The organism is Sphingomonas rubra, from assembly GCF_900115745.1.
GTDB classification, from domain to species: Bacteria; Pseudomonadota; Alphaproteobacteria; order Sphingomonadales; family Sphingomonadaceae; genus Sphingomonas; species Sphingomonas rubra.
Genome location: NZ_FOXP01000002.1, coordinates 355,231 through 377,686, shown reverse-complemented (window position 1 = coordinate 377,686; position 22,456 = coordinate 355,231). Strand labels below are relative to the sequence as shown.

General features: G+C 67.0%; 25 protein-coding genes. 10 read left to right on the top strand and 15 right to left on the bottom strand.

Features of this window, described 5'->3' with window-relative positions:
• Positions 1-627 precede the first annotated feature (627 nt).
• From BM145_RS04380 to BM145_RS16315, 3 genes are all read right to left on the bottom strand, one after another.
• Positions 628-1,875, bottom strand: coding sequence for a DUF2254 domain-containing protein (locus BM145_RS04380; RefSeq protein WP_245739061.1), 1,248 nt, complete (start codon positions 1,873-1,875; stop codon positions 628-630).
• 61 nt (positions 1,876-1,936) lie between these two features.
• Complete coding sequence (locus BM145_RS16320; protein ID WP_342741795.1) at positions 1,937-2,161, bottom strand: cation:proton antiporter domain-containing protein; 225 nt, start codon at positions 2,159-2,161, stop codon at positions 1,937-1,939.
• Between the two features lie 52 nt (positions 2,162-2,213).
• Entirely contained in the window at positions 2,214-2,483 is a 270-nt protein-coding gene (locus BM145_RS16315; RefSeq protein WP_245739067.1) for a hypothetical protein, read from the bottom strand.
• 378 nt (positions 2,484-2,861) lie between these two features.
• On the opposite strand from BM145_RS16315, the gene BM145_RS16595 reads away from it, so the two are divergent.
• The 3 genes from BM145_RS16595 to BM145_RS04365 all read left to right on the top strand — a co-directional run bounded on the left by BM145_RS16595 (position 2,862) and on the right by BM145_RS04365 (position 6,383).
• Entirely contained in the window at positions 2,862-3,164 is a 303-nt protein-coding gene (locus tag BM145_RS16595) for a Brp/Blh family beta-carotene 15,15'-dioxygenase (protein ID WP_425441078.1), read from the top strand.
• A 280-nt stretch (positions 3,165-3,444) separates the two neighbouring features.
• Positions 3,445-4,611, top strand: coding sequence for an SMP-30/gluconolactonase/LRE family protein (locus BM145_RS04370; protein WP_245739059.1), 1,167 nt, complete (start codon positions 3,445-3,447; stop codon positions 4,609-4,611).
• The gene (locus BM145_RS04365) at positions 4,608-6,383 is read left to right on the top strand and encodes a glycoside hydrolase family 15 protein (protein WP_093331690.1); all 1,776 of its coding nucleotides are present in this window, start codon (positions 4,608-4,610) and stop codon (positions 6,381-6,383) included. The genes BM145_RS04370 and BM145_RS04365 overlap by 4 nt, the downstream gene beginning before the upstream one ends.
• Here the strand turns inward: BM145_RS04365 and BM145_RS04360 are convergent, their stop codons facing one another.
• From BM145_RS04360 to BM145_RS16185, 6 genes are all read right to left on the bottom strand, one after another.
• The gene (locus tag BM145_RS04360; RefSeq protein WP_093331688.1) at positions 6,384-7,187 is read right to left on the bottom strand and encodes a VOC family protein; all 804 of its coding nucleotides are present in this window, start codon (positions 7,185-7,187) and stop codon (positions 6,384-6,386) included.
• Complete coding sequence (locus BM145_RS04355; RefSeq protein WP_218149608.1) at positions 7,184-7,630, bottom strand: cupin domain-containing protein; 447 nt, start codon at positions 7,628-7,630, stop codon at positions 7,184-7,186. The genes BM145_RS04360 and BM145_RS04355 overlap by 4 nt, the downstream gene beginning before the upstream one ends.
• A 1-nt stretch (position 7,631) precedes the next feature.
• Positions 7,632-8,090, bottom strand: a complete 459-nt coding sequence (locus BM145_RS04350; protein ID WP_093331685.1) for a DoxX family protein — start codon at positions 8,088-8,090, stop codon at positions 7,632-7,634.
• Positions 8,087-8,971: a GMC oxidoreductase gene (locus BM145_RS16195; protein ID WP_218149607.1), complete on the bottom strand. Its 885-nt coding sequence runs from the start codon at positions 8,969-8,971 to the stop codon at positions 8,087-8,089. The genes BM145_RS04350 and BM145_RS16195 overlap by 4 nt, the downstream gene beginning before the upstream one ends.
• Positions 8,968-9,309 (bottom strand): hypothetical protein, encoded by a 342-nt coding sequence (locus BM145_RS16190; RefSeq protein WP_218149606.1) that lies wholly within the window; start codon positions 9,307-9,309, stop codon positions 8,968-8,970. Before BM145_RS16190 ends, BM145_RS16195 begins: the two co-directional genes overlap by 4 nt.
• A 123-nt stretch (positions 9,310-9,432) precedes the next feature.
• Positions 9,433-9,660: an NAD(P)-binding protein gene (locus tag BM145_RS16185; protein WP_218149605.1), complete on the bottom strand. Its 228-nt coding sequence runs from the start codon at positions 9,658-9,660 to the stop codon at positions 9,433-9,435.
• A gap of 93 nt (positions 9,661-9,753) precedes the next feature.
• Between BM145_RS16185 and BM145_RS04340 the strand changes: the two genes are divergently transcribed.
• The 4 genes from BM145_RS04340 (at position 9,754) to BM145_RS04325 (ending at position 12,570) form a co-directional block, all read left to right on the top strand.
• Positions 9,754-10,743: an SDR family oxidoreductase gene (locus BM145_RS04340; protein WP_093331682.1), complete on the top strand. Its 990-nt coding sequence runs from the start codon at positions 9,754-9,756 to the stop codon at positions 10,741-10,743.
• A gap of 512 nt (positions 10,744-11,255) precedes the next feature.
• Positions 11,256-11,552: a 50S ribosomal protein L21 gene (gene rplU / locus BM145_RS04335; protein ID WP_093331679.1), complete on the top strand. Its 297-nt coding sequence runs from the start codon at positions 11,256-11,258 to the stop codon at positions 11,550-11,552.
• A gap of 25 nt (positions 11,553-11,577) precedes the next feature.
• Positions 11,578-11,847, top strand: coding sequence for a 50S ribosomal protein L27 (rpmA, locus tag BM145_RS04330; protein ID WP_093331677.1), 270 nt, complete (start codon positions 11,578-11,580; stop codon positions 11,845-11,847).
• 180 nt (positions 11,848-12,027) lie between these two features.
• Positions 12,028-12,570 carry a GNAT family N-acetyltransferase gene (locus BM145_RS04325; RefSeq protein WP_245739057.1) on the top strand — a complete coding sequence of 181 codons (543 nt, stop codon included), beginning with the start codon at positions 12,028-12,030 and terminating at the stop codon, positions 12,568-12,570.
• Positions 12,571-12,621: 51 nt separating this feature from the next.
• Here the strand turns inward: BM145_RS04325 and BM145_RS04320 are convergent, their stop codons facing one another.
• From BM145_RS04320 to BM145_RS04310, 3 genes are read right to left on the bottom strand one after another with little or no spacing between them, the layout of a single operon-like run.
• Positions 12,622-13,227 carry a DUF1190 domain-containing protein gene (locus BM145_RS04320; RefSeq protein WP_093331674.1) on the bottom strand — a complete coding sequence of 202 codons (606 nt, stop codon included), beginning with the start codon at positions 13,225-13,227 and terminating at the stop codon, positions 12,622-12,624.
• An 11-nt stretch (positions 13,228-13,238) separates the two neighbouring features.
• Positions 13,239-13,655, bottom strand: coding sequence for a DUF350 domain-containing protein (locus BM145_RS04315; RefSeq protein ID WP_093331672.1), 417 nt, complete (start codon positions 13,653-13,655; stop codon positions 13,239-13,241).
• A 10-nt stretch (positions 13,656-13,665) separates the two neighbouring features.
• Positions 13,666-14,304: a DUF2491 family protein gene (locus tag BM145_RS04310; RefSeq protein ID WP_093331669.1), complete on the bottom strand. Its 639-nt coding sequence runs from the start codon at positions 14,302-14,304 to the stop codon at positions 13,666-13,668.
• A gap of 191 nt (positions 14,305-14,495) precedes the next feature.
• Between BM145_RS04310 and BM145_RS04305 the strand changes: the two genes are divergently transcribed.
• The 3 genes from BM145_RS04305 to BM145_RS04295 are packed head-to-tail and all read left to right on the top strand — an operon-like array spanning position 14,496 to position 16,841.
• On the top strand, positions 14,496-14,912 hold the full coding sequence (locus BM145_RS04305) for a YjfI family protein (protein ID WP_218149604.1): 417 nt from the start codon (positions 14,496-14,498) through the stop codon (positions 14,910-14,912).
• 14 nt (positions 14,913-14,926) lie between these two features.
• On the top strand, positions 14,927-15,670 hold the full coding sequence (locus BM145_RS04300; RefSeq protein WP_093331663.1) for a PspA/IM30 family protein: 744 nt from the start codon (positions 14,927-14,929) through the stop codon (positions 15,668-15,670).
• Between the two features lie 7 nt (positions 15,671-15,677).
• On the top strand, positions 15,678-16,841 hold the full coding sequence (locus BM145_RS04295) for a glutathionylspermidine synthase family protein (protein ID WP_093331661.1): 1,164 nt from the start codon (positions 15,678-15,680) through the stop codon (positions 16,839-16,841).
• 69 nt (positions 16,842-16,910) lie between these two features.
• On the opposite strand, the gene BM145_RS04290 is transcribed toward BM145_RS04295, so the two are convergent.
• From BM145_RS04290 to BM145_RS04280, 3 genes are read right to left on the bottom strand one after another with little or no spacing between them, the layout of a single operon-like run.
• Positions 16,911-18,308: a glucoamylase family protein gene (locus tag BM145_RS04290; protein WP_093331659.1), complete on the bottom strand. Its 1,398-nt coding sequence runs from the start codon at positions 18,306-18,308 to the stop codon at positions 16,911-16,913.
• A gap of 47 nt (positions 18,309-18,355) precedes the next feature.
• Entirely contained in the window at positions 18,356-21,364 is a 3,009-nt protein-coding gene (locus tag BM145_RS04285) for a TonB-dependent receptor (RefSeq protein WP_093331658.1), read from the bottom strand.
• Entirely contained in the window at positions 21,361-22,395 is a 1,035-nt protein-coding gene (locus BM145_RS04280; RefSeq protein WP_093331655.1) for a LacI family DNA-binding transcriptional regulator, read from the bottom strand. Before BM145_RS04280 ends, BM145_RS04285 begins: the two co-directional genes overlap by 4 nt.
• Positions 22,396-22,456: the final 61 nt, after the last annotated feature.

The window sequence follows — 22,456 nt, the reverse complement described above, 5'->3', positions numbered from 1 at the left end:
AACCTCGCGGTTTTGAGAGGCTTGCTGCTTTCAGTCGGGAATAGGTTGCGGGAAAGTGAGCCTCCAGGGCGACTGGCCGCACGACCAGCAGGGGCGCCTCTCTCGTTGGGCGTTCCCAATCGGGAAACTCTCGGTCGTCTCGATCGCCCTTCCCAATCAGGAGGTCTGGTGTAGCCGGATCATCACGTATTTTGGGGCCTCGGCGAGTACCATGTTTTCCCTCATGGTTCCCAATTCTCCTTATGGTTCCCGGCTCAAGCTGCGGGGCTCGTCGTAACCTTGTCGATGACAGCTATGCAGACCCCGCCTCCATCCGCTTCCAATCCATCGGCGACGACGCCATGGTGGCGGGCTACGAAGAAGCCGGCCAGGGATTACCTTGTTGCGATAAAGCTTGCCGACCTCGCGATGCTGGCGGGCGTCTCGGTCTCCACGGTGTCACGCGCGATGGCAGGTTTTCGCGTAGGAAGATGCTTCGGCACCCTCCTGACTGATCTTGATCCAACCCTGATGCGTCCGGTCACCACAATCACGAGGTTCACGTGAACGAACGGCAGAAGTTGGCAAATGCGAACGAGAGATCCGAATGACCGAGATTGGGTCGGTCCGCCTATTCGGATGGGGCTATCAGTCCATTTCAGCGAAGTGGCTCTGGTACGTTTCCTCAACGAGGACACGGTCCCGCTCACTCGTCATTGCCGCCTTTGAGCGCTCTGCCGCATCGAAAGCTTCTTGTTTGATGAGCGGTCGGACCGGCTCGGCATGTCGAGCCAATGCAGCAAGAGCTTTTTGCAGCCTGATGCTGACTTCAACGATCGCCGCCCCATCGCGCGCGATCGGACGGCACCAGTCGTCGAACAGTTCGGCAAGGCGGATCGGCGGGACATGGACCCGTGCGGGCAGCGGTGTCCCCTCGCTCGTCCGATGATCAGCCAAACGTAACATCACGCGCGCGCTCGCTTCGATCACGGCAATAGCCGTTCCGGGATCGTTGACCGCCGGCGACAACGCGCGTGACGCGATCTCCGAGAGTACCACCAGGCCAAAGCGTGGATCGTGATCGAACGTGCGGTGGTGAGACAGGGTGAACGCCTGTCGGACCTTATCGACCGCGGTGTCGTCGCAACTGGCTGCCACCAGCGCGATCGGCCGTTCGGGTTCGACGAGCTTGCCGGGTAGTGCCAGGACATGGATATCCGCACCGATCGCCTGTGCCAGCCTTCCCAGCACCGCGACGTCGACATGGGTGACCCGCGCCATCGACCTCGGCATGACGGGCGTCATGCCGCGAGCATCGGGCTGCGTGTGCTCGGTGCCGAGCGCCAGCGGTACAGCAATCGTGTCGACCGCTGCCATCGCCGCCCGCTCGACCCGATCGATCGTGTCGGACACGCGTCCGAACCGCGCGATATGCTCGATCCAGCGTAGCAGGGTGACGACGATGAAAAGGATGACGGCGATCGTACCGACCAGGAGGATCACGCGGCCGGTCTCGCCATACAGACCCGTCGACAGCGCGATGATGCCAACGATGGCGAACAAGAAGCTGCCGAGGAAGGTCGCGAGCGTGTTCTGCGCCGTGCTGTCGTCGATCAGCAACTGGACCGCGCGCGGCGTGATCGTGCTGGTTGCGCCGGAATAAGCTGACACCATCGCGGTCAGCGAGAAGGTGGTCACCGCCAGCATGCTCGACGCCAGGATCGTCAGGATGCCATCGACCGATTTCGCGCCGATGGTTGCGGCAAACTGGTAGGAGATGCTGTGTCCAACCAACGCGCCTGCGAGTGCGAGTGCGCCCCCGAACGCGCTGACCAATGCCGCCCTGAACCACATCCTGCGTGTCAGCAGGCGGATGAACCACTGCCACCGCGTCAATGCCATTCCCCTTCAAGCATCCAAGCATCGGCGAGCTGCGCCGGTTCCGGGTGGGGCCGTCTCAACGCCCTGTCCTGGTCGATTCAGTCGGCCTCCAGCGGCGGAGCAGCTGTGGCATGATCACTCCTTGAGCAAAGATGGAGAAGGTAATCACGCCAAAGGTGATCACGACGATCTCACCCCCTTTGGCGACACTGGCGGACACCGCCAAGGCAAGCGCCAGCCCAACCGCGCCCTGCAGGCCTCCCCATACTAGGTGATGCTGATAAATCGCCGGAGGCCGCAGCCTAGATCGTGCGAACGGTAGGGAAAGTGGATAGACTGCCGTGCGCGACCGATCAGGGTAAGGATAATCGCGCCAACCAGAGGCAGCGATACCAATGCGATGGGTTGGTGTGCCTCGTGGCTGCCGATAAGCAGGAACAGGCAGGAGTTGGCGAGAAAGGCGGCATAGGCCCAGAAGTCCGGCACGTGCTGGCGGCCCCCGAAGCGGTCAGTGCCTCACCATCCGCGATGCCGACGAGGATCGCGAAGCCAACCGCGGCAACACCATCGTTGAGCAAGCTCTCGGGCTCGACCATCATGCTGAGCCGCGGTACCGCTTTCATCTCCTTGAACGCGGCGATCCCTGACACCGGGTCGATAGCGGCAATCCCGCTCCAAGCACATTTCAGTCCGGCAGCAGATGCCCGCCCGCCGTCACCACCGCCGCACTGATCGCCACACCGGCAAAGGCGAGCACGATCGTGAGTGGCATCTCCCCTGAAGATCACCGATCCCGTGTCGGTGTGGGCGATCCTCAACATGGATATTATCGCCAAGGTGGTCTACGCGTTCTACGCGGCCGGAACTTTGAGAAGGCACTGCACGAACACGCCCGGCAAGCGTAAACCGCGGCATCGCCTTGTTGATAGCGGGGGCGGTTGCGGTCGCTCCCGCCCCTTTGCCGGTCAAACTGGCGTTCGCAATCCTCGGCATCAGGGGTCGTGGGCGTAGTCCATCCCGCAGGCGACCTCGCCGTGGTTGAGGGTCGAAGGCGCCTTCTATTCCTAATTGCCTACGGGCTTGTCTCGACGGCGACGCTGCTATGGTGGATTTCCGACCCGGCAATTGAACTTCCCGCTTTTCTCGCCGCCTCCGCCTTCCACTTCGGCATAGGAGATGCGCCCGATGGTTCGATGGGAGAACGCATCGCGCGCGGCGTTGCGCTCGTCGCGGCGCCAGCGGCTCTTTACGGCCAAGAATGTGCCGCTCTGCTGCAGACGGCGCGAGGATCGTCCACCGACTAGACGGTCGCCGCACCGGTGCTGGCCCTCCTCGGAGGCGCGACCGGATCGATCCTGCTCGTTCTGGCGTGGCAACGCCGCGACGCACGCCTCGCCGTGGGCACAGGTTCGCTTCTGCTGGTGCCCCCTGATCGGATTCGCGGTCGGATTCCTAGTTCTCCACGCCCTGCCGCAGACGACCCAGCGTCGCGATCAGCTCGGGTGCCGCAGCACCATTGCCTATCTGCGTTCCATGCTGCCCGTTTTCTCGGCGGCTTTGATAATCTCAGGCGTCGTCGCCGGTATGCTGCTGCACGTCGATCTCAGCGACATACGCGGATTATTCGCAGGCATCGCGGCACTTGCGGTTCATCACCTGCTCGTGACCCTGTGTCTGGGGGGTGGGGAGGTGTTGCGTGGGCCGCCGCATCAAGCCATCGACATGCCAGCGCGTGACCGCGTCGCCAGACGTTCAGGAGCGGATGTGACGGACCAAGACCTCCTTCCCGGCAGCCTGCTGCGGCGGCCAGGCGAGATCCGAGCGGACGCCCGTTTCCGAGGCTGTCAGATCGATGACCCCCAGCTCGCGCGGGTGCTGTCGCCGGACGCACCGTTGCTGGTGCTGCACGCAGGCACGATCCACGCCGAAGGCCCGGCGTGGCAGGCATCGCACCGGCGGCTGCTGTTCTCCGACGTGCCGAACCGACGCCTGAATGCCTGGTACGAGGAGGACGCGCGCGTCGAGGTGGTGATCGACGCGACCTGGTTCATGAACGGGAACGCCGTCGCGGCGGACGGGTCGGTGTGGCACTGCGAGCATGGGCGCCGGTGCATCAGCCGATCGAATTCGGACTTCGACGGCGAGCCCGTGCCGATCGTTACCCATTTCGAAGGCAGGCGGCTCAACTCCCCCAACGACGTGACGGTGGCGCCGGACGGGTCGATCTGGTTCACCGATCCGATCTTCGGCATCGTCATGCCAAGCCAGGGCGCGCTCGCCCAGCCCGAGCTCGATCATCGCAGCGTATATCGTTTCGACCCCGCGCTCGACGAGCTGACCAGGGTTGCGGACTTCGAACAGCCCAACGGCGTCGCGCTGTCGGCCGATGGCGCGACGCTCTACGTGTCCGACACGTCGCTGTCGCTCGGCGAGGTGCCTGGCTTCTCGGCCGGGTCCAAGCACGAGGTGGAGCGCTTCACACGCCGGTCGGACGGCGGGTGGGGAGGACGGGCCCGCTTCTGCAGGACCGATCACGGCTATCCCGACGGCTTCGCGACCGACGAGAGGGGCTGGTTGTGGGTGAGTGCCGCCGACGGCGTTCACGTCTGGTCCGCCGAGGGGGTTCGGCTGGGCTTCGTGCCGATCGGCGCCACCGTGTCCAATCTATCCTTCGGCGGTTCCGATGGCCGCCGCCTCTTCATCGCGGCGGGCAGCCGTCTGCTCGCGCTCGACCTGGAAGCCGGAACATGACTTCTCCCATCGCGGACTACGCTCTGATCGGCGACGGGCGCACGGCGGCGCTGGTCTCGCGTGCCGGTTCTATCGACTTCCTGTGCCTTCCCCATTTCGACAGCGACGCGTGCTTCGCTGCGATGCTGGGCGATCAGGGGAACGGCTGCTGGCAGATCGCGCCCACCGGCTTCGTGACGGGGGTCGAGCGTCGTTACCGCGGCGACACGTTGATCCTGGAAACCGATCACACGACCGAGAGTGGCGCGGTGCGCGTCACGGATTTCATGCCGTGGCACGATGGCGATCCCATGGTGATCCGGACGGTCGAGGGCCTGTCGGGCGAGGTCGAGATGGCGAGCCTGCTGCGGCCGCGCTTCGACTACGGACGCGTGCCGCCGTGGATGCGATCGTTCGACGGTGGCTTGTGCGCCGATGCCGGCCCGCACCAAATTGTGCTCCACGCACTTTGTGCGCTCGAGGTCGCGAATGGAGATGCGCGCGCCACCTTCAGCGTGAAGAAGGGCGAACGGCTCGCGTTCGCGCTGTCCTACGCACTCTCCTACGCGGACCTGCCGAAGAAGCCGGACACGACGTCACTGCTGAAGCAAACCGACAAGGCATGGCGAGATTGGATCGGCCGGTTCGAGGCGCCCGAGCGCTGGGCCACGCCGCTCAAGCGTTCGCTGCTGACGCTGAAGGCGCTGATCGACCGACGCACCGGCGGACTGGTGGCGGCCGCGACGATGGGACTGCCGGAAGTCCCCGGTGGCGCGATGAACTGGGATTACCGCTTCTGCTGGCTACGCGACGCGACCTTCACGCTCACCGCACTGCTGAACGCGGGGTTCGGCAAGGAGGCGGTGCGCTGGCGCGACTGGATCCTGCGCGCGATCGCCGGCGACCCGCGCGACATGCGCATCATGTACCGGATCGACGGTGGGCGCCGACTGCGGGAATATGAAGCGACGTGGCTGTCCGGGCATGGGGGCGCGAAGCCCGTGCTGGTCGGCAACGCGGCGTCGGCCCAGACGCAGCTCGACGTCTACGGCGAGCTGATCGACAGCTTCCACGTCGGTGCCCGCGCGGGCGTCGAGCGCACGCCGCGCGACATCGCGGTGGAGATCGCGCTGATCGAGCATCTGGAGGGCGCCTGGGACAAGCCGGGTGCGGACATATGGGAGAGCCGCGGCGACCCGGGCTGTTACACCTATTCGCAGGCGATGGCGTGGGTCGGCATCAACCATTTCGTCGAGAGTGACATCATGCGCGCGGCGGCGGGCGAGGAGTTGGTCGGGCGGATGCGCGGGTTGAGGACGCAGATCCACCAGACCGTGTGCGAGCGAGGCTATTCATCCGGCGCAGGGCACTTCGTGCAGCGCTACGACGGCGAGACGCTCGATGCGTCGCTGCTCCTGCTGCCCCTGGTCGGATTCCTCCCAGCCGGGGACCCGCGTATCGCTGGCACGATCGCGGCTGTGGAGCGCGAGTTGATGGAAGGCGGGCTCGTTCGGCGCAAGGCGGCAAAGGGCGACGGTCATGATGAAGGCGCGTTCCTGGCCTGCTCATGCTGGCTCGCCGACTGCATGACGATGCAGGGGCGGCGCGACGAGGCAACGACGATCATCGACCGCGTGATCGGCCTCAGCAATGACGTTGGGCTTCTGAGCGAGGAGTTCCACGTCCCCACACGTCGGCTGATCGGCAACGTGCCCCAGGCGCTAACCCATCTGGGCGTGGTCAACTCCACCCTGTTCCTGTCACGCCCGGTGGTGCAGCGCGGCGCGGTCTGATCAGCCGCCGGTCTGATGCAGATGCCCGTTCGGGTCCCGCAGCAGCGCCGGCAACTCGCCGTGCCAGACGATCCGCGTCGCTGCGACGTCCTCGACCGCGACGGGCTCGGACGACGCGCCGGATGGTCGGCGATAGTGCAACAGTTCGACGTGAGGAGGAGCCGCGGTCGGCTTCATCGGCACGACATCGGCGACAGGGCTTTCCAGGCCGTCGAGTGCCGCCTGCTCGCCGCCCTGATTGACTGTGGCGTCGCCCCGGGTCAGGCCGTGAGCGGTGTAGAAGGCTTCGCTCGCGGCCCGGTCACCGGCGACGATCGCGCTGTGATCGATGCCGAGCATTCCGCGGCCGCGCCAGCCCTTCTCCGCTGCGTCGGGGAAGCTGAGCAGTTCGAGCGGGTGCCCTTCCGGATCACGAAACTTGACCGCGGTGACACCGCCCGAGGACCTGGGCAGGGTCACCGGTCCGGCATCACTGATCAGCGTCGCACCAGCCGACCGGGCGCGTGACCAGGCCGCCTCCACATCGTCGGTGACGAGTGCGAGGTGCTGGAAACAGATCGAGGCCGCATTCGCGTCGGGGGGATAGGCGCGGCCAGGCCGATCGTAGCGGTCGAGCTCAACCGTCGCCTCACCCAGCCGCATGGACCAGCGCACCCCTGCGCCCATGACACCGAGCATCGCCAACTCATCCGCGTCGATCGGTCGCGGATTACCGACGGTAAAGCCGAGCGCCGCGTAGAAGGCGACGAGGACCTCCGGCTGCTGCGTCACGAGGCGAAACGCCGCGATGCGTGCGAAGGTCATGTGAAATCGCACCGCCCGACCGGGTCGCGGTGTAGTTGCACCGTCATCAGGCGGCATGGCTCGTCCCCGATCGTGCCGGACTTGTGCCCCTTTTTGCCGTCCCTCTCGACGCAACCCTGATCGCCTCCGAAGGAGAATTCTCCTGGCCCCTGCTCGATGCGGGTGCCGTCCATCGCTTCGATCCACCAGCGGCCCGACAGCACGACGATCCACTGCGGCGCGGGGTTCTCGTGCCAGTCTCCAACCCAGCCCACCGGCTGGACGGTGAAGACGACGGTCGCCTCGCCACGCTCCATCTTGTCGTTCCACTGCGGATCGGCGGGCCCCACGCCCTTTAGCTCATAGTCGGTCAATGCGCACTTGCTGAACCGGCTGACGCCCTCGTCGTCGACGTACAGGTGCTGATAGGGAACGGAGGGCTTGGGACCGGCGTCGGACATCATGTTATCTCCCGTAACGATGACTGGACGCGAAGGGGGCGTCGAGGAACGGCTGGAGCCCCGATCCATCGGTGCCGACGACGAGGAGGAGGAAACCGGCGCCGAGCGACAGATTCTTGAGGAAGTCCCAGAACAGGGTGCGTCCCCTGCCGCCCGGATCGGCAAAGAAGTCGCCCGGCTTCCAGAACTGCTTGTAAAGGATCGCCGTCACCGCGCAGTAGCCTGCGACCACGAAGGCCGCGGCCCGGTCGGCGACGCCGAGCACGATCGCGCCGCAGCAGACGATCTCGACAAACAGGCCGACCATCAGCACGGCGATCGCCAGCTGACGCGGCGAGAAGACCTGCTGCGCCTGCTTCACGGCGTGGTTGAACGACAGGATCTTGTCGAGCGCACTGAACGGCAGGAACAGCATGACGATGCCGTAGCGCACGATCAGCGCGGCAACGGCCGCAGTGGTCACAGCCGCGCCTCGATGATGCTCGCGACCCGCAGCGCGTTGGCGATGATCGTCAAGGTCGGGTTGACCGCGCCGATCGAGGGAAAGAAGCTCGCGTCGGTGACGTAGAGATTGTCGACCTCGTGCGCGCGGCAGTCGAGGTTGAGGACCGAGGTCGACGGATCGGCGCCGAAGCGGCAGGTGCCTGCCTGATGGGCGGTCCCCGACAAGGGTATGTCCTTGCCGAGGTACAGCGAGCGCTCGACCAGCACCGCGGGCCAGCCGATGTCGGACAGTATCTGCTTCAGCTTTGCCTTGAGGCGATCAAACGATTTCTCGTTCGTCTCGGTCACGTCGAGGTGGACCTGCCCGTCCTGATAATAGACCCGGTTCTCAGAGATCGGCAGGTCCTCGGTCTGGAGCCAGAAATCCATCGAATGCCGCGCTATCTCGGCAAAGGGCATGTCGGGCAGATGCTTTACCAGCGCGGCCAGCGGTGCCTCGCCCTTGATCTGGTCGGCGTGGCTGGTGGCGCACATCTGGATAAGACCGAGCGGATGCGGATAGTCTGGGTCGCCGCTGTCAAAGTAGAAGTCGCTCAGCGCCAGCGTCTTCTGGAACACCGTCTCGTTGACGTGCTTCATCACCGCCATGACGATCGACATCTCGTGCCGCATATAATTTCGGCCGACCTGATCGGAGCCGTTGGCAAGGCCGTTCGGATGCTGTTCGTTGGCCGAACGCAGCAGCAGCAGCGCGGACGACAGCGAACCGCAGGCGACGACCACCGTGTCCGCGCTGTAGCGTTCCTGCCGACCGCCACGCTCCACCAGGACGGTTTCGACGCGTCGCCCGCTCGCGTCCGTCTCCAGTCGTTCCGCATAGGTACCGGTCAGCAGCGTCACATTCGGGTGATCCGGAGCATCGGATCGACGCACATCACCTGCGCGTCCGCCTTGCCGTTGAGCAGGCACGGGAAGCCGTCGAAGTAGGAGCAGCGCATGCACACGCTGGTGGGGGTGGCGAACCCGTCCTCCTTCTGGTCGAGCAGGATGCCGAGCGGCAGGTGGAACGGGTGCAGCCGCAATTGGGTCAGCTTGTCGGAAAGCTCCTGCACCTTGGGCTCGTGCCTGACCGGCACAAAGGGATAAGCGGTGCTGCCGGGATCGAGCGGGTCCTCGCCGCGGCGGCCGTGGACATGGAACAGCGCCTCCGCTTCGTCGTACCAAGGTGCGAATTCCACGTAGGAGAGCGGCCAGGCCGGCGATAAGCCGCCCGCGTGATGGACTTCCTCGATGTCGCGTTCACGCAATCGAAACAGCGCGGAGCCGTAAACCTTGGAGTTGCCGCCGACGTTGTAGTGGAGCTACGGCGCGAACGTTTCGCCGTCCTTGTTCACCCACTGCTCGTCGGCCTGATATTTGCCGTCGACGAACACCGCCTGCGCGCTCCAGTTCGCTTCCTCGCGCGGCAGGTAGTCGCCGCGCTCCAAGATCAGGATGCGCTTGCCCGTGGGTGCAAGCCGTTGAGCGAGCGCCGCGCCGCCCGGCCCGCTGCCGATCACGATGAGGTCGTAATGGGTGTTCTCGGCCATTCACGCGTCCGCTGCGAGGTGATGCCATCGTGGCAGAGCCGGAACCCCAGCGACGAAATGCTGTTCCCAACCTCGATCAATTAGGAGCGCAGCATGGGCAGAGTCGTCGTCGTCACCGGAGCTGGTGCTGGAGTAGGCCGCGCCACCGCCGAGAAGTTCGCGAGCGAAGGCTATGACGTCGCGTTGCTGTCGCGCGACCCCGATCGGCTGGAGCGCGCAGCCGAGCAGTTGCGACGCCACGGCGTGCGGGCGTTGCCGATCCCGACGGACGTCGCGGATGCGGCCGCGGTGGAGGCGGCGGCCGACCGCACGGAGCGGGAGCTGGGACCGATCGATGTGTGGGTGAACGTGGCGATGGCCACGGTCTTCGCCCCGGTCGCGAAGCTGACGCCGGAGGAGGTGGAGCGCGGCACCCGCGTCACCTATCTGGGGCAGGTTCACGGCATGATGAGCGCGCTCAAGCGGATGCGGACGCGCCGGGGGACGATCGTCAACGTCGGCTCCGCGCTGGCCTATCGGTCGGTCCCGCTCCAGTCGGTCTATTGCGGCGCCAAGGCAGCGATCCGCGGCTTCACCGACTCGCTGCGCTCCGAGATCATCCACGACAAGATCGACGTGCATCTGACGATGGTCGACCTGCCGGCGGTGAACACGCCGCAGTTCGATTGGGCGCTCAACAAGATGGGCAGGAAGGCGCGCCCGGTCGCGCCGATCTTCGAGCCCGAGGTGCCCGCACGAGCGATCTTCTACGCCGCCACCCATAAGCGCCGTGACGTGTGGCTGGGCTTCTCCTCGGTGAAGGCAATCCTCGGCAACCGGGTCGCACCGGGGCTGATCGACCGCTACCTCGCCAAGGCCGGTTATGCGGGGCAGCTGACGGACGAGCCGACGCCGGCGAACGCCCCGTCCAACCTGTTCGAGCCGGTACCCGGCGACTTCAGCGCGCACGGTCGGTTCGACGACAGCTCACGGCGGCGAAGCATCGAGTTCTTCACCGATCGCCATCGGATGGTCTTCGTCGCGGCCGTCACGGCGGGGCTCGGCTACCTGACCCACGGTGCGGCCAGGCGTCTGGACGTCTGATGCCAGCAGGGAAGGTCAGCGTTTCAGGAGGGTGATCTTCCCGGTCGGCCCGAGCGTGATCTGCGAGGCGTGCTTCTCGCTCGACATGGCTGGAGCGTCGCCTCACCGACGGGCAAACCTATCGGGAGAGGCGTTCCGCTGCACTGGCGGAGTGGCAGGTGCTCGCCGGCTAGGCCCCTGCCCTCAACGACCGATATGCATCGTGTGGAGAGCGGTTCGCACTAGACCGACAGCACCATCGTTGGCGATCGCAGGTGACCATCAGGGAACCACGGTAGATAGAGGGACACCCTCGCCGCCACCGGCCTGCCGGCCACGCCTGTCGAGCCGATCCCGCCAACTCTCGATGTGGCCCCGGCGATCGGCAGTCCGCGCCTGTTGCGCGACGACGTCGACAGCATAAAGGCAGTCGAGGCCGATTGACTTTGGCTGCGCAGCGACCTAACCGGCCCCTTCTTCCCCGCCCGGCACGTGTCGGGCGCGGGGCTACGCATTTGAAAGAGACAAAGGCCATGTTCGCAGTCGTGCGCACGGGCGGCAAGCAGTACCGCGTCGCCGCCGGAGACAAGATCGTCGTCGAGAAGATCGACGGGGATGCCGGGGCGTCGGTCACGCTGGGCGACGTGCTGCTCGCCGGCGAGGGTGCCGAGCTGAAGGCGGTGGCGGGTCTGACCGTCGCGGCCGAGATCGTCGCGCAGGCGAAGGCCGAGAAGGTCATCGTGTTCAAGAAGCGTCGCCGCCACAACTACCGCCGCAAGAACGGCCATCGCCAGAACCACACGATCCTCAAGATCGTGTCGGTAGGCTGAAGCGCGCGAACAGGAGTTACTCGACATGGCACATAAGAAAGCAGGCGGTTCGTCGCGCAACGGTCGCGATTCGGCCGGCCGTCGTCTCGGCGTGAAGAAGTTCGGTGGGCAGGAGTGCCGCGCCGGCAACATCCTGGTCCGTCAGCGTGGCACCAAATTCTATCCCGGCACCAATGTCGGCATCGGCACCGACCACACGCTGTTCGCGCTGGTCGACGGCCATGTCGCGTTCGCCAAGGGCAAGAACGATCGCAGCTTCTGCTCGGTCGTGCCGATGGCACAGGCAGCCGAGTAACATCGGGCAACCACACCGGGTTGCCCACCAGGGCACCCGGGGTTCCGGATCAGGAACCAACCAAGCAAGGGAGACCGGGTGCCCCGGCCTCCCTTTTTTCGTGCTCCTTTCATCCGCATTGTCGCCGGCCCGTCACCTTGGTGTGCCAGCGGCGACGCGACGCGAGGAGGAAGACACGAGATGTTCGCGCGGACGGAGAGACTGACGCTACGCCCGGCCTGGCCGGAGGACGCCCCCGCCCTGACGGCGGCGATCGGCCACGAGCAGGTCGCGCGCATGCTGGCGCACGTGCCCTACCCTTATACCTTGATCGATGCCGACGCGTGGATCGGCGCGCCGCGCGGCGCGCACGAACCGCGCTTCGTAATCGAGACCCGCGAGGGCGATCGGCCGCAGCTGGTCGGCGGCATCGCGATCGTCGACGAGGGCGGCGGACCCGAGATCGGTTACTGGTTGACGCCGGCGTGCTGGGGCCGCGGCTACGCCACGGAGGCGGGCCGCGCCGTGGTCGAGATGGCGCGCCATGCCTTGCCGATCCGCCGGCTGGGCGGGCGGCACTTCACCGACAATCCCGCGTCCGGCCGTGTCCTGCGCAAGCTCGGCTTTCGACCCACGGGGGTCGCCGCCACGCTCCACTCGCGCGCGCGCGGCACGTCTGCACCCAGCGTCGAGTATTTCCTGGATCTCGACGCCGACGCCGAGCCGCTGCCGATGGCGGCGTAGGCGTGGACCGCGAGGGTGGATCGACCTCCATCGATCCGTCCTCGCCCCTGGTCACCCTCCCCAGCCCCCGCGCGAGCTCGCCCGGCCACCGAAGCCGCCGCGCGACACGACGGAACTGCGCGTCTGGATTCGCGAGGTCGTCACCGGCGTCGTGATCGCGCGCGATCCGACCTGGTAGCGGTAGCCCCGTCCGCCATAGCCGCCATTGTACAGCCACGCGCCGGAGCCGGTGTAATAGCGATCGTCGCGCCGGTCGCGGTAGAGGCCGCCGTAACGGTAGCCACCCCCGTTCGCGAGCTGCCCGATCAGGAAGCCGGTGAGCAGCGGCGTGAAGAAGCTCTGATTGCCCTCCGTCCGCACGGCGCACGATCCGCTGCCAAACTGCTCCTCGCACACGTCCTGGTCGGCGAAGCGCGGGGCGGCGCGATTGTCGTCGTTGTTCGCGGTGCGCTGCGCATCCTCGCACTGCTGCCGGTTGTAATCACCGCTCGCGACGCACTCGCCGACGGAGGTGAAGGCGGCGACCTCGGTGGGCGCGCCGAATTGCCGACGGGAAAGCTCCTCGGGGCTCGGGTCGCAGCCGGACAGCATCGCGGCGGAGCCGATGGCGGTCAGGCCGGCGGCGGCGGAGCGCATGCGACGGGGCGTTTGGTGCATCGCGCCGTTCCTCAGTAGGTCATGCTAGCGGCGTTGAGCAGGCCGACGCCGATCGAGGTGGCACCAAGGTACACGCCGCTCGCCACGTTGCCCGCTTCGATCCGCGCGACCATGTCGCGCACCACCACGCGGCGCACGACGAGCGAGGCGAGCACCTGGACCACGCCGGCGAGCACCGCCCAGGCGACGAACTCGACCGGGTCCGCCGTCTCCGTCAGCGCGGAGGCGAGCGGCAGCGCGAAGCCGATGATGGCGCCGCCCAGCGCCAGTGCCGCGGCGACGTTGCCCTCCGCGATCAGCCGCGCCTCGTCGTACGGCGTGGAGATCTGGTAGAGCCGCTTGAACACCGCCAGCAGCAGGCAGGCAAGGCCGAAGGCGAGGACGAAATGCCCCGCCGCGTACAGGAACACGTCGGTATAATAGTTCATGCTTCCCCCCTCAGGCGCCGAACTCGGCCGGCCCGAGCGGCAGGCCGACCATGATCTCGTGCGTGTAGTCGCCGCCCTCCGGCTCCATCGCCAGCGCGAGCAGCAGTTCCAGTCCCGCGGGACGGAGATCGCGGGCGTAGAGCATGCAGGTCTGCCGGATGTGCCGGACCGGCTCGGCATCGCGGTCGTAGTAGACCGCTTCCCACAGTTGCACGGGCGGCTGCTCGCGATCGTCGTCCTCGTACCAGTAGCGGCGGAACGGCGGCAGGCCGTCCTGCTCCCAACGCGGTCGCGCCAGGCGACGCAGAAACGCCTCCTTGTCGCCGCGGTCCGCCGGATAGTCGCTCGACCATGGCCGAAACAGCGTGAAATCGTCCGCGTCCGATCCGTCGGCCTGCTGGCTCACCGCCTGCAGCATCAGCTCGTCGTCGGTGTAGAAGCGGTGCACGTGGCTGCCGTCGTCCAGCCTGACAATCCCTTGGGCGGTGATCTCCAGCGTGTCGCGGTCGAGCTGGAAACCGCTATTCTCCAGCATCCGCCAGGCGAGCGGGTCGAGCGTCACCGTGCGCCCGATCGTGATGTTGCGCACCTCGGCGAGACGCGACGGACGCGCGCGATCGCCGCTGCCGAACAGGGCCTTCCAGATCATGAAGCGAGCCGCTCCTTCGCGGGGAATAGGTGATCGACGTCGAAGCGGGACGGCCCATCGCCCGCGGCGAGGTCCGTCTCCCCTGCGCCACGTCCCGGCGCCCGGCCATCGGCATCGTGCTCCGCCATGTTGCAAGTGCTGCGGGGTCGTGCTTGGTGTGTCAAGCGACGAGCAGCGGGAAGGACGAAGCATTGGCGCAAAGTTGGACAATCGAGGAACTCGCCGACGCGCTGCGCGGTCACGGCGACGAGTTCGCAGTCGAGGCGGTCGGCGGCGACGAGCCGGTGCTGCACGTCGTCATGCGCGAGCACGGCGACCTCGCCGTCTTTCTCAGTGCCGCGGGCGACCAGATCGTCGTCTCCACGCTGTTGTGGCCGGTCGACGAGCAGCAGGACGCGGATGCCTTCAACCGCTTCGTCCTCAAGGCGCAGAAGGTCGTGCCGCTGTCGAATTTCGCGATCACGGAAGTGGATGGACGCGACTATTACGAGTTGGTCGGCGAATTGGCGGCGCAGTCGCCGATCGAGATGATCGTGCTGGAGTTGCGGGTGCTGGCCGACAACGCCATCTCCGCCGCCGACGATCTGCGCACCGCGTTCGCCGCCTGAAGGATCACCAACGCATGTCCATGTGGAATCAGCTCGTCACCCTGCTGCGCGGCAGCGCGCACGAGGCGGGGCAATCGGTCGTCGACAAGCGCGCGCTCGTCATTCTCGACCAGCAGATCCGGGATGCCCAGGCAGCGCAGGGCAAGGCGCGCGACGATCTAGCGACGCTGACCGCGCGACGCCGGCTGATCGAGAAGGACCTCGACGCCCTCACCGCCCAGCGCGGCAAGTACGAGGCATCGGCGCGCGCCGCCATGCAGCGCGGCGACATGGACCTGGCGCGCGAAGTGGCCGAGCGGCTCGCCTCCATCGAGTCCGAGCAGGCGACCAAGACGCCGCAGATCGCCGACATGCGCGGCGCCGAGGATCGTATCCGCGGCATCATCAAGCAATCCGACGGCAAGATCCAGGCGCTCGCCCGCGAGGTGGAGGTGGTCCGCGCCAACGAGAGCGTGCAAAAGGCGCAGGCGAGCGTCGCCGCCAGCTACGGCGGCACGATCTCGTCGATGGGCTCGGCGGCGGACAGCCTGAAGCGGATCAAGGAGCAGCAGGCGATCCGCGACGAGAAGTTCCGCGCCTCCGCCGAGCTGGAGGACATGCGCACCGGCGCCGACCTGGACGCCAAGCTGCGGAGTGCCGGCCTGCTGGAGGGATCGAGCAGCGCCGACGATATCCTGCGCCGGCTTTCCGGCCCGCAGGACGGAGGCGAGGCGACCCGCCTGCCGGGCGCGGAACCGCGCGCGCTCCCGCGCGAATAGCGCCGCCGTGGAACGCGTCGTCGTCGCGGAGCGCCCGGACTGGCGCGATACCGCGGAGCGGATGGGCTTCACCTTTCACCATCTCGGCGGCGAGCGGTACTGGGACGAACGCGCCTGTTATCGCTTCTCGCTCGACGAAGTGGAGAAGGAGATCGAAGGCCCGAGCGGCGAGCTGCACGCGATGTGCCTCGACCTGGTCGACGAGGTCGTGCGCAGCGAGTCGCTGATGGAACGGATCGCGATCCCTACAGCGCATCGCGACCTGATCACCCGCAGCTGGGCCGCCCCCGCGCCCTCGCTCTACGGCCGTTTCGACTTCAGCTATGGCGGGCATGGTCCGGCCAAGCTGCTGGAGTATAATGCCGACACGCCGACCAGCATCTTCGAGACGGCGCTGTTCCAGTGGCAGTGGCTGGAGGACATGATCGCGGCCGGCACGCTGCCGACCGATGCCGACCAGTATAACCGCCTGCACGACGCGCTGGTCGGGCGGATGGGCGAGATCCTGACGACGGGCAGCTTGCTCCACTTCGCCAGCGACGCCGACCATCCCGAGGATCGTCAGACCGTCCGCTACCTGGAGGACGTCGCCCGGCAGGCCGGATTGGAGCCGCAATTCGTCGCGGTCGACCGGATCGGTGTCGACGCCGATGGCCGCTTCGTCGACGAGGACCGCACGATCATCTCTGCGATCTTCAAACTCTATCCATGGGAGGACATGCTGCGCGAGCCCTACGCCGCGCACCTCGCCACCGCCCGCGCGCTGTTCCTGGAGCCGGCCTGGAAGGCGATCCTCTCCAACAAGGCGATGCTGCCGCTGCTGTGGGAGCGGCATCGCGGCCATCCCAATCTGCTACCGGCGGCCTTCGCCGACGATGACGCGGGCGTCGCGGCGATCGGGCCGCGATACGCGCGCAAACCCTTTTTCTCGCGCGAGGGCTGGGACATCGAGCTGGTCGACGGCGAGGCGGTGGAGCGCGGGCCGGACGGCGGTTACGGTGGCGAGGGTGCGATCGTGCAGGCACTCGCGCCGCTGCCGGTGTTCGACGGCTTCCGGCCCGTGGTCGGATCGTGGATCGTGGGGGCCGATCCCGTCGCGATGTCGATCCGGGAGGACGACGTCGCCATCACCCGCGACAAGGCCCGGTTCGTCCCCCACGTCATCACGTGATCCAGCGGCTAGCGATCGACCGGTCGGCGTTTCGCGGTTCAATGGCGGGCACGTGGCGGGAGCGTTGCGTCAGGAAAGCCAGCCGCCCGTGAAGCCCGCTCGCCGCAGACCGCGCCTGATGTCCGCCCGGTCGCGCATCGCCGACCAGACCAGACCGGAGCGAGCATTCTCGATCATCGCGACGATCGGGCCCTGGTCGATGCCAAGATAGTCGTCGTCCACCCAGCAGAGACCGGCGTGAACCCGGCCCTTGCGCACGGGCAGACGAGGATCGGTCAGCGTGGGATGAAAGCTGTCGAGGAAGCCGTAGCGGCTCCACACGGCCGCACCGTAACGCTGGCGGATGGTGGCGAGCGCCGGCTCGACCAGTTCCGGCGCGAACGGCAGCGATGCGGCGACGGCCGTCGCTGCCAGCGTGCCGTCGTCCTGCCCGTCCGGAAAGCCGACCGGGCCGCGCGCGCCGTAGCTGCCGATCCGGCGCTCGCGGCCACCTGCCGTCACCACGAGATCACCGGGGCCGTCGCACGCGGTCAGGCCCCAGACATTCTCGCCATAGCCCGCCCAGCCGCCGGGATTGCGGATCGCATAGTCGCGCTGCGCCCGCGTGGCGCGGCGGCTGTTCTCGAAATAATCGAAGCCCGCGTCCCGCATCGCCGCGTCGCGGATGCCGCGGAAATCGATCCAGACGTGGCTATACTGGTGCCAGAAATGCGGCGCGCCGGCGAGGTGGCGGGCGGTCCCCTGCCCTCGCCAACTGTCGGGATAGGTCGCGCACCAGGCAGTCCACGCGTCCGCCCCGACCGCGTGGCTCGGTGAGCCGAGCGCCAGCACGTAGAGCAGCATCGCCTCGGTATAGCCGTTCCAGCGGCGGGCGATGAAGCCGGTTTCCGGATGCCAGCCCATCGACAGGCGCGGGTCGTCCGCCCGGTCCTGCGCCCATCGCCAGTCGACGCGCGCGTAGAGCCGGTCGGCGAGTTCGCGGATCTCCCGCTCGGCCGAATCGGCGCGGTCGAACCAGGTGCCGGCGAACAGCACGCCCGCCATCAGTAGCGCGGTGTCGATGGTCGACAGTTCGCAGCGGGCGAAACGATGGCCGCGGGTCATGTCGAGGAAATGATAGAAGAAGCCCTTGTGGCCCGCCACGCCCGTGGCTGCCGGTCCTTGCGGCAGATCCCAGAGGAAGCGGAGCGTCGCCAGCGTGCGGTCGCGCGCCGCCTCCCTGTTCACCCAGCCGTTGACCACGCCGATCGGATAAGCGGTGAGCGCGAAGCCGATCGCCGCGATCGACGCGAAGGACGGCGTCGGCCAGCGATCGGGCGCCAGGCCGGTGCGCGCGTCGGTCGTGTCCCAGAAGAAGCGAAACGTCCGCTCTTCCAGCTCGACGATCGGGTCGGGCGTGCGGGCGAGCAACGCGGGTGCGGCCAGCGCCGCAGTGGCGCTCGCGAACAGGGTACGACGAGTGAGCATGATGATGGGGGGACGGCGTGCCACCGACACGCCGTCCGGACAACCTCCTAGAAGCGGTAACCGACGCGGAACTGGAAGCGTCGCGGCAGAGTGAGGAGACCCGTGGCGCTGGTCAGGTCGGCCGCCTGCAACTCGTCAAAGGCCTGCCCCGTGGCCGGGTTGACCTGATTGTTGAAGAATCCGTCGAAGCCCGTGTAGTTCTTGTTGTTGAACACGTTGAAGAAGTCGACCGCGAAGGTCACCTCGTTCTCACCGAATAACCGCTGCCTGTTCTGCAGCGTCAGATTGACTTCGCAGAAGGCGAACACACCCTTGATGCAGGTCTTGCGGGCGTAGCGCGATGTCACCCGGCCGCGAGTCGGATCGCTGGCATCGAACACCTGATATGCTTGACCGCTCCCGAAGGTGGACAGGGTCGAGAACTGGAAGCCGAGTGGCAGGTCGGCGATGCCCGACACGACGACGCGATGACGCTCGTCGCCGGCGCGCGGACGCCAGCCGTAATCGTCGGGCGTGATACCATCCAGGCTGAACAGGTCGCCACCGTTCTGCTCACCCTTGGAGAAGGTGTAGTTGAGGTTGAAGCCCCAGCCCGACGCCTCACTGTAGTTCTTGTCGAGCGTGAAGTAGAGTGCCTTGTAGCGCGTATCGAGCCCGTCATAACCGATCAGCGCGTTGGCGAAGCCGAACGGCTGGAGCGGCGCGGTGTTGCAGCAGCCGCCCAGGCCGTTGTTGGAGCGCGTCGCGAACAGATAGGTGTAGCCGTTCTTGCCGCGGATGTACGATCCGGTCAGCGACGCCTGGAAGACGCCGATCCGCTGGCGCACGCCGACCGAGAACTGGTCGGTGCGCGGCAGCTTGGCGTCGTTCTTGTTCGCGAACAGCTCGGGCAGGCCCGTCACCGCGTTCTGACGTAGTGCGGCGAGGTTGGCAGGATCGAGGTAGCTGCTGTTGAACACCACAGTCGGCAGCCCGGTGCCGGGAATGGCATTGCCGCTCGCGTCGGTGGACGGATTGCGCCGGTCTCCATCGCGCGAGAAGTAGAAGACGCCTGCCTGATACTGGTTGCGGAAGACTTCGTCCAAGCTCTGGTTGAAGACGTTGCGGTCGTAGTAGCGGCCCGCACCGCCGAAGATGACGGTCGACTGGTCATCCTTGATGTCCCAGGAGAAGCCGACGCGCGGCTGGAACGCCTTCCAGAATGGCTGGCGATCGTTGCCGTTGGTGATGTAGTCCTCGGGATCGAAGTAATAGGTTTTGGGCAGCGCGCGCAGTGCCGCCGCGGCCCGGTCGCTGGTCACGTAGCCGTTGTTGAACGGGTTGGTCTCGTAATCCCAGCGCAGGCCCAGGTTGAGCTGCACCGTCTCGGTCACGTCCCAATCGTCCTGGATATAGGCACCGATCTGGGTGTCGGAGGCGAACACGCGCGGGTTGCCGAGGCCGAGCCGCACTTCCGAGGGGAAGGTGAAATCGACGTCGTCGGCGATGACGTTGGGCGTGTTGTTGTTGTTCTGGCGGTAGATGTAGCGGCCGGCGGGCGCGTCGGTGCGGTTGATGGTGAAATCGACCACGCCCATACGCACGCCGCCCTTGATGACGTGACCGTCCAGGCCCGAATAGGTCAGATCCTCGCGGCCGGTCCACACCTCCTGCACGTACTGGCGCGTCGAGTCCTTGCCGCCGAAGGTGATGACGCCGTCAAAGAACTGGCTTGGCAGGTCGGGGTTGAGCGCCGCCGGGTTGAAGTCGGAATTGACGTAGGAGAGGTTCAGCTCGTTGACGAAGTCACCGCCCGTATAGGTCCATTTGCCCAGATAGCTGTCGACGTTGTTGCGCTTGTTCTCCGCCGCCTCGAACGCGGTCTGGCCACCGAAGCCCTGGATGTCGGTTTCCTTGCGCTTGGAATAGCTCAGGTCGAACACCTGGTTGTCGTCGGGCGTGAAGGTCAGCTTGCCGAAGTAGAAGTCCTGGCGGAACGGGCTGACGAACTGTCCCTCGAACCGGCCGAAGCGGGCGAGGTTCTCGGGCGTGCGATTGCCGACCCGGACGGTAAAGGCGCGGTTCTGGTCGTTGCCTTCATAGGCGCCGAAGAAGAACAGCCGGTCGCGAATGATCGGGCCGCCGAGCGAGAAGCCGTATTGCCGGCGCTCGAACTCGGGCTCCGGATTGCCGTCGCGCTTGTCGAAGATCGACTTCGCCGTGAGGCTGCGGTCGGTGTACTGAGCGAACGCCTCGCCGTGGAACTCGTTGGTGCCCGACTTAGTGATCGCGGTGACGATCGCGGCGCCCGCCTGCTCGTATTCGGCCTTAAAATTCTGGGTCAGCACGCGGAACTCGCCCACCGCCAGCTGGCCGAAGGGATTGCCGCGGCTGTCCTGCTGGCCGGCGACGCCGCCTTCCAGCACCTGGTTCTTCAGGCTGACGCCGTCGATGAAGACGTTGACGCCAGCGCGCGTCGAGGCGCCCGACTGGATGCCGCGGTTGGTCTCGCTGTCGACATATTGCACGCCGGGCGCGAGCGCCGCGAAGGCAAGGAAGTTGCGGTCGGTCTGGGGCAGCGTGCGGATCTGCGCCTGGCTGACGTTGGTCGCGACCTCGCTGGTGCGCGTCTCCACCAGGCGCGATCCGGTGACGACGATCTCGCCCGCCTCCGGCGTGTCGGCGGTGTCACCGGCGGCGGGCGCCTCACCCGCGGCCGGGACGGCGGGCGCGGTCGTGAGGCGCGCGTCGAGCGTCGCCGACTGGCCAATCGACACGATCACCCGCTGGCGGAACGTGCCGCCGTTCGCGCCGGTAACGGTGATCTCGTAGGTGCCGGGACGCAGGCCGTTCAGCGCGTAGTTGCCGCGCTCGTCGGCGGTAGCGCGCAGCGTCTGACCGATCGCGGCATTGACCGCGACGACGCTGGCCGCGGCGGCGGGTACGCCGGCGGCGTCGGTCACCTGGCCGCGGATGCTGCCGACGCTGGTCTGCGCCGCGACGGGCGCGACGGCGATGACGGTCGCGCCGAGCGCGGCGCTGCCGAGTAACAGGCGCAAGGCCATGGTCCTGGTCATGATCGTTCCCCTTGTTCGAGCCCGTTCTTCGGGCTTTCCTGATGCGAGACGGTGGAGCCGCGGACGACCAGCAGCGGCCGCCGCCACTCCAGCCCGGCGTCCGGCGCCTCGGCGATGAGGCCGCCGACCCGCTCCACGGCGCGGCGGCCGAGCGCATAGGCGTCGGCGCTCATCGTGGTGATGCCGGGGGAGACGAGGCGCGCGAGCGGCACGTCGTCGAAACCGCCGATTGCGATCTGGCGCGGCACGTCGACACCGGCGTCGCGCAGCGCGATCAGCGCGCCGATCGCCATCTGGTCGTTGGCGGCGAAGATCGCGTCCACCTGGTCGATGTCGTGGAGCAGCGTGGCGACGGCGGCGGCCCCCGCCTCCTCGCGGAAGTTGCCGGGCAGGACGCGCGTCGGCAGCCCCGCCGCCGCCATCGCCGCCTCGTAGCCGCGCACGCGCCCGTCGGCGTCGACGTTGCCGGCCGGCCCGGCGACGTGGACGATGCGGCGGCGGCCGAGGGCCAGCAGGTGGCGCGTCATCTCTCCTGCCCCCGCCTCGTTGTCGACGCGCAGTTCGGCGCGCGGCTCGTGATGCGGCGCGCAGTTGACCAGCACGGCGCTCACCCCCGGCGGCAGGTGCGAGAAGAGGATGTCCGGGTCGATCTGCGGCGCCATCACCACCACGCCGTCGACCCGCCCGCGCATCGATCGCAGGGCGACGCCGCCGCGGTTCGCGTCGGCATGCATCGTCGACAGCAGCAGTTGCAGCCCGCGCCCGGACGCCTCCACGTCCATGCCGCGCAACAGCTCGGAGAAGAACTCCCCGTGCATGTCGGGCAGGATCACGCCGATCGTATCGGTACGTGCCGCACGGCTGAGCATCCGCGCGCCCGCATGGGGAACATAGCCGAGCCGAGCGATCGCCTCTACGACCCGGTGACGGAGAGCGGGACGGACGTTGGCACCGCCCGACAGCACGCGCGACACGGACGCGACCGATACCGCGGCCTCGCGTGCGACGTCCCTGATCGTGGCCTGGGCCACCGCCCGTCCTCCCTCTCGGACGTCGCCGATCCAGCGGCGCCCTTGTTCTTTGTAACCGTTT

What these genes read in the sequence shown, in the direction of transcription:
- BM145_RS16315 (WP_245739067.1), bottom strand. Translation starts at nt 2,483, where the DNA reads ATGAAAGCGGTACCGCGGCTCAGCATGATGGTCGAGCCCGAGAGCTTG.
- BM145_RS04365 (WP_093331690.1), top strand. Translation starts at nt 4,608, where the DNA reads ATGACTTCTCCCATCGCGGACTACGCTCTGATCGGCGACGGGCGCACG.
- rplU (WP_093331679.1), top strand. Translation starts at nt 11,256, where the DNA reads ATGTTCGCAGTCGTGCGCACGGGCGGCAAGCAGTACCGCGTCGCCGCC.
- BM145_RS04360 (WP_093331688.1), bottom strand. Translation starts at nt 7,187, where the DNA reads ATGACCTTCGCACGCATCGCGGCGTTTCGCCTCGTGACGCAGCAGCCG.
- BM145_RS04370 (WP_245739059.1), top strand. Translation starts at nt 3,445, where the DNA reads ATGCTGCTGCACGTCGATCTCAGCGACATACGCGGATTATTCGCAGGC.
- BM145_RS04325 (WP_245739057.1), top strand. Translation starts at nt 12,028, where the DNA reads ATGTTCGCGCGGACGGAGAGACTGACGCTACGCCCGGCCTGGCCGGAG.
- BM145_RS04285 (WP_093331658.1), bottom strand. Translation starts at nt 21,364, where the DNA reads ATGACCAGGACCATGGCCTTGCGCCTGTTACTCGGCAGCGCCGCGCTC.
- BM145_RS04315 (WP_093331672.1), bottom strand. Translation starts at nt 13,655, where the DNA reads ATGAACTATTATACCGACGTGTTCCTGTACGCGGCGGGGCATTTCGTC.
- BM145_RS04310 (WP_093331669.1), bottom strand. Translation starts at nt 14,304, where the DNA reads ATGATCTGGAAGGCCCTGTTCGGCAGCGGCGATCGCGCGCGTCCGTCG.
- rpmA (WP_093331677.1), top strand. Translation starts at nt 11,578, where the DNA reads ATGGCACATAAGAAAGCAGGCGGTTCGTCGCGCAACGGTCGCGATTCG.
- BM145_RS04290 (WP_093331659.1), bottom strand. Translation starts at nt 18,308, where the DNA reads ATGCTCACTCGTCGTACCCTGTTCGCGAGCGCCACTGCGGCGCTGGCC.
- BM145_RS04300 (WP_093331663.1), top strand. Translation starts at nt 14,927, where the DNA reads ATGTCCATGTGGAATCAGCTCGTCACCCTGCTGCGCGGCAGCGCGCAC.
- BM145_RS04320 (WP_093331674.1), bottom strand. Translation starts at nt 13,227, where the DNA reads ATGCACCAAACGCCCCGTCGCATGCGCTCCGCCGCCGCCGGCCTGACC.
- BM145_RS04340 (WP_093331682.1), top strand. Translation starts at nt 9,754, where the DNA reads ATGGGCAGAGTCGTCGTCGTCACCGGAGCTGGTGCTGGAGTAGGCCGC.
- BM145_RS16185 (WP_218149605.1), bottom strand. Translation starts at nt 9,660, where the DNA reads ATGGCCGAGAACACCCATTACGACCTCATCGTGATCGGCAGCGGGCCG.
- BM145_RS04355 (WP_218149608.1), bottom strand. Translation starts at nt 7,630, where the DNA reads ATGATGTCCGACGCCGGTCCCAAGCCCTCCGTTCCCTATCAGCACCTG.